11 protein-coding genes are annotated in these 11518 nt (G+C 73.6%); 7 read left to right on the top strand and 4 right to left on the bottom strand.

Annotation, left to right across the window (positions count from 1 at the left end; genetic code table 11):
- Window positions 1-56: 56 nt before the first annotated feature.
- Entirely contained in the window at window positions 57-638 is a 582-nt protein-coding gene (locus AAG742_RS11260; protein ID WP_248115730.1) for a hypothetical protein, read from the top strand.
- A gap of 133 nt (window positions 639-771) precedes the next feature.
- Complete coding sequence (locus AAG742_RS11255) at window positions 772-1167, top strand: hypothetical protein (protein WP_248115729.1); 396 nt, start codon at window positions 772-774, stop codon at window positions 1165-1167.
- 50 nt (window positions 1168-1217) lie between these two features.
- Here the strand turns inward: AAG742_RS11255 and AAG742_RS11250 are convergent, their stop codons facing one another.
- Window positions 1218-2231, bottom strand: coding sequence for an L-lactate dehydrogenase (locus AAG742_RS11250; RefSeq protein ID WP_248115728.1), 1014 nt, complete (start codon window positions 2229-2231; stop codon window positions 1218-1220).
- A gap of 74 nt (window positions 2232-2305) precedes the next feature.
- Window positions 2306-3097, bottom strand: coding sequence for a CGNR zinc finger domain-containing protein (locus AAG742_RS11245; RefSeq protein WP_298710128.1), 792 nt, complete (start codon window positions 3095-3097; stop codon window positions 2306-2308).
- A gap of 159 nt (window positions 3098-3256) precedes the next feature.
- Between AAG742_RS11245 and AAG742_RS11240 the strand changes: the two genes are divergently transcribed.
- Window positions 3257-4912: a thiamine pyrophosphate-dependent enzyme gene (locus tag AAG742_RS11240; RefSeq protein WP_248115726.1), complete on the top strand. Its 1656-nt coding sequence runs from the start codon at window positions 3257-3259 to the stop codon at window positions 4910-4912.
- 37 nt (window positions 4913-4949) lie between these two features.
- On the opposite strand, the gene AAG742_RS11235 is transcribed toward AAG742_RS11240, so the two are convergent.
- Window positions 4950-5510 carry a GNAT family N-acetyltransferase gene (locus tag AAG742_RS11235; RefSeq protein WP_298710130.1) on the bottom strand — a complete coding sequence of 187 codons (561 nt, stop codon included), beginning with the start codon at window positions 5508-5510 and terminating at the stop codon, window positions 4950-4952.
- Between the two features lie 290 nt (window positions 5511-5800).
- On the opposite strand from AAG742_RS11235, the gene AAG742_RS11230 reads away from it, so the two are divergent.
- The 4 genes from AAG742_RS11230 (at window position 5801) to adhP (ending at window position 10434) form a co-directional block, all read left to right on the top strand.
- The gene (locus AAG742_RS11230) at window positions 5801-6238 is read left to right on the top strand and encodes a DUF779 domain-containing protein (RefSeq protein WP_298710133.1); all 438 of its coding nucleotides are present in this window, start codon (window positions 5801-5803) and stop codon (window positions 6236-6238) included.
- Window positions 6235-7704: a GAF domain-containing protein gene (locus AAG742_RS11225; RefSeq protein ID WP_298710135.1), complete on the top strand. Its 1470-nt coding sequence runs from the start codon at window positions 6235-6237 to the stop codon at window positions 7702-7704. The genes AAG742_RS11230 and AAG742_RS11225 overlap by 4 nt, the downstream gene beginning before the upstream one ends.
- 121 nt (window positions 7705-7825) lie before the next feature.
- Window positions 7826-9349: an aldehyde dehydrogenase family protein gene (locus AAG742_RS11220; protein ID WP_298710137.1), complete on the top strand. Its 1524-nt coding sequence runs from the start codon at window positions 7826-7828 to the stop codon at window positions 9347-9349.
- A gap of 53 nt (window positions 9350-9402) precedes the next feature.
- Window positions 9403-10434, top strand: coding sequence for an alcohol dehydrogenase AdhP (gene adhP, locus AAG742_RS11215; protein WP_298710139.1), 1032 nt, complete (start codon window positions 9403-9405; stop codon window positions 10432-10434).
- A 153-nt stretch (window positions 10435-10587) separates the two neighbouring features.
- Here adhP and AAG742_RS11210 read toward each other — a convergent pair whose 3' ends face one another.
- Window positions 10588-11493 carry an alpha/beta fold hydrolase gene (locus tag AAG742_RS11210; protein WP_298710141.1) on the bottom strand — a complete coding sequence of 302 codons (906 nt, stop codon included), beginning with the start codon at window positions 11491-11493 and terminating at the stop codon, window positions 10588-10590.
- Between the last annotated feature and the right edge of the window lie 25 nt (window positions 11494-11518).

The raw sequence follows: 11518 nt of genomic DNA, 5'->3' as shown, positions 1-11518 counted from the left end.
CCCCTCCTCACGCCCCGTCCCCGCGCCCCCGGGACGACCGCGCCTAGACTGATGCGGTGCCTGCCGTGACCACCCCCCTCGAGATCTCCTCCGTGGTGTTCAAGCCGATCCTCGTCCGCGCCGTCGTCGCGCTCGTGTTCGGCCTGTCCACCGTGTTCGTGCCGAACCCCGGCGTCACCTGGATGAAGGTGGCCTTCGCGCTCTACCTGGTGTTCTCCGGCTCCGCGATGTGGGAGTATCTGCGCCGCGAACCCGTGCCCGTGGCCATGCGCTCCCCGCTCTCCCTCGCCGCCGCGGCGTGGATGCTGGGGACCATCGTCATGCTCTTCCTGGGCTCTCCCTCGGCCATCGGCGTCACCGTCGCGGTCGCACTCGTGGCCGGCGGCGCGGCCGAGCTCGTGGCGTGGGCCCGGCACCGCCGGGAGTTCATCCCCGCCCGGGACCAGCTCTGGACGGGCGCCGTGGGCCTGCTCTCCGGTCTGGGCCTCGCGGTCGGCGCCCTTCAGGGGCTCAACCCCCACGGCCAGCTCGGCATCGTGGGCGGCGGCGCCATCATCATCGGCGTCCTCCTGCTCATCTCCGGACTCGGCTTCCACCACGAGGTGCGCCGGGATCGCGGTAGCGCCCGCGGCCTCTGAGCCGGCTCGGCCACCCGGCGTAGACTGAGGGCGGCCCGTCGTCGTGCCCGCGGGGAGGATCCCGCCCGGGCCGACGTCGCCGTCACCCCCGTGCGCCCGCGCGCACGCCACCCGAGCCCGTAGGAGGCGCACCGTGAGCGCACCGTCCCCCCGTCCGTCCCACGACCGCGCCGGCACCGGTGCCGGCCGTCCGGCACGCGGCGGGCTGCGCACCACGGTCAAGGGCCCGCTGATCTTCTCCGCCGTGCTCGGCCTCGTCGGCGGCGTCATCGCCGCCCTCACCGCCTCGGGGGGCACTTCGAACCCGCTGCGCGTGGACATCGGCCTCATCGCCTTCGGCGTGTTCTTCATGACCTCGCTCGTGGTGGTCGCCATGCTGCAGCTCTCCACCCGCGAGAATCCGCCGCGCCTCTCCCATGGCTCCGGCGTGAACCTCTCCTCCGAGGAGACCTTCCGCAAGGCGGCCGCCGAGCGCCGCGCCAAGGCGGCCGCCGAGCGCGCCGCCAAGGAGCGTGGGCCGCAGGGCTGAGCTCGCCGGCTGGAGGACCCCCGCCCGCGCCTCACAAGCCGGACCGCCCCTCAGAAGCCGAACCGCGCCGCCGTCGCCCGCAGCGCGGCGGCCGAGGCCTGCAGCTTCGCGGTCTCGGCCGCGTCCAGTTCGAGCGGGATGACCCGCTCCACCCCCGCCCGCCCGACGACGGCCGGCAGCGAGAGCGCGACGTCGTGCAGCCCGTGGGGGCCGTCGAGCACCGTGGAGACCGGCAGGATGGCGTGCTGGTCCCGCAGGACCGCCTCGAGCAGGCGCGTCGTCGCGACGCCCACCGCGTAGGTGGTGGCGCCCTTGCCCTGGATCACCTCGTAGGCCGCGTTCGTGACGGTGTGGGCGATGGCGTCCAGGTCCGCGAGCGAGAAGAGCGGCGCGGCGGCGTCGGGCCACTCGAGGATGGGCATCGGCCCGATCCGCGCGGAGCTCCACGCCGGGAACTCCGTGTCCCCGTGCTCGCCCAGGATGGACGCGTGCACCGACGACGTGTGCACCCCCGCCCGACCCGCCAGCAGCCAGCGCAGGCGTGAGGTGTCCAGGAGGGTGCCGGAGCCGATCACCCGTCCGGCGGGCAGCCCCGTGATCCGCTGCGCCACGAGGGTGAGGACGTCCACGGGGTTGGTCACCAGCACGATGAGCGCGTCCGGCGCCGCGGCCTGCACCCGGGGGAGCAGGTCGTGCAGGATCGCCACGTTGCGCTCGGCCAGGTCCAGGCGGGTCTGGCCCGGCTTCTGCTTCGCGCCGGCCGTGACCACCACGATCTCCGCCTCCGCCAGCACCGCGGGGTCCGCCCCGCCGGTCATCGCGTCCGCGGAGGTGAAGGGCGTGCCATGGGCGAGGTCGAGGACCTCGGCGCGCACCTTGGGCTCGTCGATGTCGTAGAGCGCGACCTCGCGGGCCACGCCGCGGATCAGGGTGGCGTACGCGATCGCCGTCCCGACGCCGCCGGCTCCCACCACGCCGACCTTGCGGTGGGCGGGGACGCCGGGGTCGCTGACCGCCCACGGGGACGGGGCGGGGGAGGGGGCCGGGTCGCGCTGGTCGCTCATGGGCGCCAGCGTAGGGGCGACCCGCGCCGCGCAGAAGGGGCCGCGCGCCCCGTCACCGGGAGTTCAGACGGGCGTCAGTCGTCGGACTTCTCCGTGTCCTTCTTCGCCTTCTTGTCCTTCTTGGCGGCCTTCTCGGCCTCCTTGGCCGCCTTCTTCTCCGCCTTCTTGCGGGCCTTCTTCTCGGCCTCCTTGGCCGCCTTCTTCTCGGCCTTGCCCTCCTCGGCCTTCACGGGCTCTTCGACCGGGGCGTCCTCCTTCACGGGCTCCGCCTTCCCGCCCGCCTCGGGCGCCGGGGTCTCCGCCGTCTCCTCGGCCAGGCGCGCGCGGTAGCTGCGCACGTGCGTGCGGTTGGCGCAGTTGGCGGCGTCGCAGAAGCGCTTGGAGCGGTTGCGGCTGGCGTCCACGAGCGCGTTCTCGCAGTCCTCGCCCGCGCACACGCGCAGGCGGGAGAGCTCGCCGTCGACGGCGGCCTCGGCCATCGCGAGGGCGGCCAGCGCGGTGAGGCGCTCGACGGCGTCGGACGGGGTGTCCGCGGGCGCGAAGTCCACGGCCTCCTCCCCGGCCACGAGGCGCAGGGGGCCGACCGTGGCCAGCAGCTCGTTGACGCCCTCGGTGGCGGCGGCCTCGTTTGTGGCGGCCAGCGCCCAGGCGGAGGTGAGGCGCTCGCGCAGGTCCTTCGCGCGCACGACGGCGGCCGCGGCCACGCGCAGGCGGGCGTCGCCCTCCTGCAGGGCCGGGACGAGGTCAACGAGCTGGGCGCCGGCGGTCAGGCGTTCGGGCTGCTCGGCACCGCCTCGCGGGCCGGGCGCGGTGTTGAGGAACGCGGCGATCGAGGAGAGCAGGGTGAGGGTGCGGGCGGAGAGCATGGGCCAACTGTACGGGGGAGTGCCACGTCACACCGCGTGGCACGCCTCCCCGGCCCGCGCGTCGTCAACTACTGTGACCGCAGGCCCCTCGATCCCAGTGCCGGGGCCGGACCGACCGGGGTGCGAGGGCGCTCCCGGAGCACGCCGACAGGAGCCCCCATGACGCAGAACCCCGAGGCCGCCGAGCGACTGAGCGCCGGCCACGTGATCGTGAAGACCCTGGAGTCGCACGGCGTGAAGCGCGTGTTCACCGTGCCCGGTGAGTCCTACCTCGACGTCCTCGACGGCCTGCACGACTCGGGGATCGAGAACGTGGTGTGCCGCCACGAGGGCGGGGCCACCTACATGGCCGAGGCCGAGGGCAAGATGAACGAGGTGCCCGGCGTCGCCATGGTGACCCGCGGTCCCGGCGCCGCGAACGCCCACGTCGGTCTGCACACCGCGTGGCAGGACTCCACCGCCATGGTGCTGTTCGTGGGCCTCATCCCGTTCGAGCACCGAGACCGCGAGGCCTTCCAGGAGTTCGACCCGCACGCCTGGTTCGGCAGCGGCGCCAAGCGCGTCATGGTCCTGGACCACCCCGAGCGCGCCTCCGAGATCGTGGCCGAGGCGATGTTCGCCGCGTCCTCCGGGCGCCCTGGGCCCGTCGTCGTCGGCCTGCCGGAGGACGTCATCCGCGTCGAGGTCGAGGATCACGTGCACCCGCAGATCCCCGTGGCCCCGGGCGGCATGCCGGTGGAGGACTGGAAGTCCCTGCACGCGGCGCTGAAGGAGTCGAAGAAGCCCCTGTTCATCACCGGCGGCAACGACTTCACGGACGAGGGCGCCCAGCAGCTCACCCAGTGGCTCGAGGACCACAAGATCCCGGCCGCCGCCGAGTGGCGCACCGAGGGCACCGTGCCGTTCTCCTCGCCCTCCTACGTGGGGCCCATCGGCTACGGCCGCCCCAAGCCCACCTACGACCTGCTCGAGGAGACCGACCTCATCGTCTTCGTGGGCACCGTGCCCGGCGACGTCGTGACCAACGGCTTCACGATCCGCCAGAACTGGGACAAGAAGAACTTCCTCGTCACCATCGACCCCTCGCTGCGCGGCCGCTCCGGTCCCGTGTCCCACCAGATCGTCGCGAAGCCGGACGTGTTCGTCCGCGACCTCGTCCGCATGGAGCTCGAGGTCAAGCCGGAGTGGGAGGAGTGGACCGCCCGCATGCGCGGCGAGCAGGAGAAGTTCGCGGCCCTGCCCCCGGCCGAGCCGTCCGAGGGTCAGGCGAGGATGGCCACGCTCATGGCCAACCTGGTGCCGAAGCTGCCGAAGGACTCGATGGTCTCCCTCGGCGCGGGTGAGCACACCAACTGGGCGCACCGGTACTTCCCGACCGAGGGCTACCGCGCCATGATCTCGGCCCGCAACGGCTCCATGGGCTACTCGGTGCCGGGCGCCGTGGCCGCGTCCCTGAACTTCCCGGACCGCACCGTGGTGACCATCGCCGGCGACGGCGAGTTCCTCATGAACGGCCAGGAGCTGGCGACCGCCGCGCAGTACGGCGCCACGCCCCTCGTGATCGTCATGGACAACCAGGAGTACGGCACCATCCGCACCCACCAGGAGAAGCAGTACCCCGAGCGCATCTCCGGCACGCAGCTGAAGAACCCGGACTTCGCGCAGATGGCGCAGGCGTTCGGCGGGTTCGGCGTGCGCGTGGAGCGGGACGCGGACGTGCCCGCGGCCGTCGAGGCCGCCCTGAAGGCCGTGCAGGAGGAGGGCCGCTTCGCGCTCATCCACCTGATCGTGGAGCAGCGCGTCAAGGCGTACTGAGGCCGGCGGCGCGGCGCGGTCCGCGCCGCCCCTCCGGTCAGGCCGCCGTCGTGGGGACGTCGAAGCGCAGCTTCGGTTCGGGGAAGGGCGCACCGTCGAGGTCCGTCTCGACCCGGTCCCGCAGCACGCCCCCGCACGCGCGGATCGTGGCCACGGAGGCGGTGTTCGTCTCGTCGCACGTGAGCAGGGCGGTGGGCGTCCCGCGCGCGGCCAGCAGCGTCAGGGCGCCGCGCAGCAGGCGCGCGGCGTGCCCCCGCCTCCGGAACGCGGGGCGCACCGCGTAGCCCACGTGTCCGTTGACGTGCCGCAGCGCCTCGTTCAGCTCCCATCGGACGGACACCCGGCCCACCAGCTCGCCCGCCTCGTCCACGCCCACGTAGAAGGAGGCGGGCACCCGGCCGGGTTCGACGTCGCCGCGCGCCGCGGCCGCGAACGCGCGGCGGATCGCGGGGAAGGAGCGGGTGCCGGCCATCAGGAAGTCGAACCCCTCCCGGTGCAGCTCGGCGTCCGCCTCGCGCGCCGCGATCTCGTCCGCGGCGCGCAGCGGGCGCAGCAGGAGGCCGTCCACGGTGACGGTGGGGCTGGGGTCCGGGAGCATGCGCCGAGTGTAGGGGGGTGGACGCCGGGCGCGGCCGCGTGAGCCGCCCGCCGCCCCAGCCCTCCTCCCCTCCCCTGCGCCGTGAGCCAGATGTTTCGGTGGTGATCAGCCCCTGATTGCAGCCGAAACGTCTGGCTCGCGGCGGAGCACGTGGCCCCGCGAGCGACCCAGCCCACGGCACAGCCCCCGGTGCACCCTCCGGGCCGCCCCCGACGCCAGCTGGGGTGACGTGGGTCACATTGAGGGCTAGGGTGTGGGGACCGACGATCGCCCATCCCCAGGAGGCCGCGATGACCGTGCCGTCCTCGTCGGCGGAGCACGCGCCCGCGCTCGAAGCTCGCCCCGAGCTGCCGGGCGAGACCGTGTCCCGCGTCGCCATGACACCCGCGGCGCTCGGGCTGATCCGCCGACTCCTCCCGATCCATGGCCCGCTCATGTTCCACCAGTCCGGCGGTTGCTGCGACGGCTCCGCGCCCATGTGCTATCCCGCCGGCGACTTCACGACCGGCGCCGCCGACGTCCTGCTGGGCACCTTCGCCCTGCCGGCCGAGGGGGACCAGGCCGCCGGGGAGATCCCGTTCTGGATGTCCGCCGCCCAGTTCGAGTACTGGAAGCACACCCACCTCACCCTGGACGTGGTGGACGGGCGCGGCTCCGGCTTCTCCGTCGAGGCCCCCGAGGGCAAGCGGTTCCTGATCCGTTCGCGGTTGATGGCCGGCTCGGGATGAGCTCGACCCTCGCGACCGGCGCCTACCGACGCGCCGTGGACCGGGCCCACGAGTCCCTCGCCTCGGTCCGCCTGTCGCTCGCGCCGGCGTCGCCCACCGCTCCGGCCGGCGCGGACCAGGGCCTGCGCGCCGCCCTCCAGGGGCTGCGCCGGGAGGTCCGCGAGTCCTGGCTGCGCTCCCTCGGCGCCCTCACCCCCGCGGGGTCAGCCCTCGACGCGGGGGCGTCCGCGACCGCCCCCGGGGTGCCCGGCCAGAGCGACCCGGCCACCCTCGCCGACGACGACCTCGCCGCCGCCCGCCGCGAGCAGCGCCTCGCCGTGGCCCTGCCGGTGGTCCGCCGCATGCTCATCCACCCCGCGGCCGAGGCCGGGATGCTCGCCGCGATCGGCAATGCGCGCGGCCACCTGCTGTGGGTCGAGGGCGATCGGACCGCGGTGGGCCACGCCGAGACCATGGGCTTCGTGGCCGGCGCCGACTGGTCCGAGGCGTCCATGGGCACCTCCGCCCCCGGCGTCGTCCTCGCGACCGGCGCCCCCACGCAGGTCAGCCGCGGCGAGCACCTGAGCCCGCGCGTGCACCCGTGGAGCTGTTCGGCCGTCCCGCTCACGGACCCGGCCACCGGGCGGCTCGTCGGGGTCCTGGACCTCACGGGCGGCGAGGAAGCCGTCAGCCACCTCGCCCTGCCGCTGCTCCAGGCCACCGTGGACGCCGTGCACGCCGCCTGGCGGGACCTGCCCGCCCCGTCCCGGGGCCGTCCCCGCGGCACCGTCCCGACGCCGGGCCCCTCGGCTCCGCCGTCCGCCTCGCCGGGGCCGAGTCCCGCCGCCGCGCCGCACCGCCACGACGCCGCCGCGGGCCTGCTGCGCGTCACCGGCCACCTGCCGCCCATGCTGGACGGGGTCGAGCTCACCGGCCGGCACGCCGAGATCCTCACCCTCCTCGCGTGGTACGGCCCGGGTCTGACCGGCGCCGAGCTCGAGGTCGCGCTGTATCCGGAGGAGACCGCCGGGCACCGGCCCGCGCCGGGCGACGCCCCCGCCCGCGCCATCTCGCTGCGCGCCGAGGTGCATCGACTCCGCCGGGCGCTGCAGGACGTGGGGGCGCCGGTGGCGCTGCTGTCCCGGCCGTACCGGCTCGTGGGGGAGGTGCACGCGGACCTGCTGTGCGCGCGGGAGGCGCTGCGCGCCGGGGATCTGGACCGTGCGCTGCACGCGGCGGCCGGGCCGGTGCTGCCGCGGTCGGGGTCCCCCGGTGTCGCCTCGATCCGGGCGGAGCTGGGGGAGGCGCTGCGCGAGGCCGTCGCCCAGGACGCGGATGTCGAACAGCTCTGGGCCTACCTGGGCCGCCCTGAGGCCCGCGACGACGTCGACCTCTGGGGTGCCGCCCTGCGTCTGCTGCCGACGGACTCGCCGCGGCGCGCGCTCGCCGTGGCCACGCTCGAGCGGATCGAGCGGGACCTGGCCTGACCCGGCCCACCCCTCATCCGCGCCCGGTGCAACCTTCGTGCAACCTCCTTGTGACTAGGGTCACAGCCACGGCAGGGCGCCACCCGGCGCCGAGGCAACCGCAGGCAAAGGAGCCAGCACCATGACCGTCTACGCATTCCCGGGCACCGAGGGAGCCGAGGTCGAGTTCAAGTCCCGCTACGAGCACTTCATCGGTGGAGAGTGGGCGCCCCCGGTCAAGGGCCAGTACTTCGAGAACGTCACGCCCGTGACGGGCAAGGTGTTCTGCGAGGTCGCCCGCGGCACGGCCGAGGACATCGACGCCGCCCTCGACGCCGCCTGGAAGGCCGCCCCGGCCTGGGGCGCCACCTCGGCGGCCGAGCGGGCGCTCGTGCTGCACCGCATCGCGGACCGCATGGAGGAGAACCTCGAGATGCTGGCGGTCGCGGAGACCTGGGACAACGGCAAGGCCGTCCGGGAGACCCTCAACGCGGACGTCCCGCTGGCCATCGACCACTTCCGGTACTTCGCCGGCGCGATCCGCGCGCAGGAGGGCGGCCTGTCCCAGGTGGACGAGGACACCGTCGCCTATCACTTCCACGAGCCGCTCGGCGTGGTCGGCCAGATCATCCCCTGGAACTTCCCGCTGCTGATGGGGGTGTGGAAGCTGGCACCCGCGCTGGCCGCGGGCAACGCCGTCGTGATCAAGCCCGCCGAGCAGACCCCGGCCTCGATCATGGTGTTCATCGAGCTGATCGCGGACCTGCTGCCGCCGGGCGTCGTCAACGTGGTCAACGGCTTCGGCCTCGAGGCCGGCAAGCCGCTCGCGCAGTCGCCGCGCATCCGCAAGATCGCGTTCACGGGCGAGACGACGACGGGCCGGCTGATCATGCAGTACGCCTCGGAGAACATCATCCCGGTGACCCTGGAGCTGGGCGGCAAGTCGCCCAACGTCTTCTTCGAGGACGTCATGGCGGCCGACGACGCCTACTGGGACAAGGCGCAGGAGGGCTTCACCCTGTTCGCGCTGAACCAGGGCGAGGTCTGCACGTGCCCGTCGCGTGCGCTCGTGCAGGAGTCGATCGCGGAGAAGTTCCTCGACGCCGTCGTGGAGCGGACCTCGCGCATCGTGACCGGCAACCCCCTGGACACGGACGTGATGATGGGCGCCCAGGCCTCCAACGACCAGCTCGAGAAGATCACGTCCTACCTGGACATCGGCCGTCAGGAGGGCGCCGAGGTGCTGATCGGCGGCGCCCGCGCCGAGATGGAGGGCGAACTGGCCGGCGGCTACTACGTGCAGCCCACGATCTTCCGCGGGGACAACTCGATGCGCATCTTCCAGGAGGAGATCTTCGGGCCGGTGGTCTCGATGACCACGTTCACCGACTTCGACGACGCCATGCGGATTGCCAACGACACCCTCTACGGCCTCGGCGCCGGCGTGTGGTCCCGGAACGGCAACACCGCCTACCGTGCGGGCCGGGCGATCCAGGCCGGCCGCGTGTGGGTGAACAACTACCACGCCTACCCGGCCCACGCCGCGTTCGGCGGGTACAAGTCCTCCGGCATCGGCCGCGAGAACCACCTGATGATGCTCGACCACTACCAGCAGACCAAGAACCTGCTCGTCTCCTACTCCGAGGACAAGCTCGGGTTCTTCTGAGCCGACGCCGGCACCGCACAACCCCTCTCCCCACCCCACGAAAGGTGATCCCCATGACCACGATGAAGGCAGCCGTCGTCACCCAGTTCGGCACAGAGGCCGACGTCCAGGAGGTCGAGCGCCCGACGCCCGGCCAGCACCAAGCGCTCGTGAAGCTCATCTCCTCGGGCGTCTGCCACACGGACCTGCACGCGATGGAGGGCGACTGGCCGGTGAAGCCGACCCCGCCGTTCATCCCGGGCCACGAGGGCGTGGGCATCGTCGAGGAGGTCGGACCCGACGTCGAGAACCTCAAGGTCGGGGACATGGTCGGCAACGCGTGGCTGGGGGGCGCGTGCGGCCACTGCCAGTACTGCCGCACCGGGTGGGAGACCCTGTGCGAGGAGCAGATCAACGGCGGCTACTCCATGAACGGGTCCTTCGGCGAGTACATGCTCGTGGACGCCCGCTACGCGCCCGTGATCCCCGAGGGCGCGGACCCGATGGAGGTCGGCCCGATCCTGTGCGCCGGCGTCACGGTGTACAAGGGGCTGAAGCAGACCGAGGTGCGGCCCGGGCAGTGGGTCGTGATCTCCGGCATCGGCGGCCTGGGGCACATCGCGGTGCAGTACGCCGTGGCGATGGGCATGCGCGTGGTGGCCGTGGACGTCGCGGACGACAAGCTGGCGCTCGCCTCCCGGCACGGCGCGGAGCTGACCGTGAACGCGAACGTCGCGGACCCCTCCGTGGAGATCCAGGAGAAGATCGGCGGTGCCCACGGCGTGCTCGTCACGGCTGTGCACCCGCAGGCGTTCGGCCAGGCCATCGCGATGACCCGCCGCGGCGGCACCATCGTGTTCAACGGCCTGCCCCCGGGCGACTTCCCCGCGCCGATCTTCGACATCGTCCTCAAGGGCCTGACCATTCGCGGTTCGATCGTGGGCACCCGGCAGGACATGGTCGAGGCACTCGAGTTCTACGAGGCCGGGAAGATCCACCCGACGTTCCACACCCGCCCGCTCACCGAGATCAACGACGTGTTCGACGAGATGCGCCACGGCAAGATCGAGGGCCGCGTCGTCATCGACTACGCGATGCAGGACTGACGTGTCGCCTGGGCGTCGGCTGGGCGCGGGGTAGTGTCGACACATCACACGCACCAGTGCGACGGCGGTCGTCCCGCCCGGAGATCCGGGCCGGGGCGGCCGCCGTCGTCGTCGCGGGGACGGGGCGGGCGCAGCGATCCCGGTGCGCGAGCCTCAGCGGGCCGCGGCCGGGACGACGCCGTCGCGCAGCCACTCCAGCGTGGCCGGCCAGAAGGTCGGCGCGAACCGCGCGTGGAACAGTCCGAAGTGCCCGATCTCCGCCACACCGAGCTCCTCCGGCCGCACCCGCCAGCGCACCGTCCGCCGGCCCGGCGAGTAGGCGCCCGCGCGATCGAGGGCGGCGTCGGTGCCGAAGTCGTCGTCGACGGGCGCCACGATCAGCGCGTCCGCCGTGAACGCGGCCAGACGACGGCGCAGCTCGTCCCGGCCGGCGGCGGTGCGGGCGCTCGCGGTGAAGTCGCGCCGACTGCGCGCCCAGTCCAGGGCGACCCCGCGCGGCAGGTCCTCGAGCCAGCCGAGCCGCCGCCCCGGGAAGTGCCCGCGGGCCAGCGTGACCACCGGCATCGCCGCATGCCAGCGACCCCACATCCGCGCCCGCCCCGGCCGCGCCCGGTAGTCCCGCCAGTAGGCGTGCTGCCCGCCCACGGCCACGTGCCGGGCCACATGCCGCGCCTCGTCCGCGAGCCCGATGCCGAACCCGCCGTAGCTGTGGCCCACCGTCAGGAGGGGGCCGGGCAGGTGCGTCCGGGCCCAGCCGAGCACGGCGTCCGCGTCGAGGGCGCCCCAGTCCGCCCACCGCGCCCGCCGGGCCACGGCGAACGGCTCACGGGACTCCCCGACACCCCGGTAGTCGAACGTGACCGCGTGGAACCCATGGCCGGCGAGAAACTCGGCGTAGCGCCGGTAGTACGTGGCCTTCACTCCGGTCGCCGAGGCGATCACCACGGTGCCGGCAGACGAAGCCGGGGGCGCCGTCGTCGTGGGGGCGAAGTGGCGGGCCGCGAGCACGAAGCCGTCGCGGGCGCGGAGGCGCACGAGGGTGGAGGTGGTCTGTGTCACACCGCCACCCTAGGCGCGGGGGCGG

The sequence above is a fragment of the Micrococcus sp. 2A genome (assembly GCF_039519235.1).
Lineage (GTDB): Bacteria > Actinomycetota > Actinomycetes > Actinomycetales > Micrococcaceae > Micrococcus.
The sequence above is the reverse complement of the archived record's forward strand: the minus strand, read 5'-3'. Positions and strand labels throughout refer to the sequence as shown.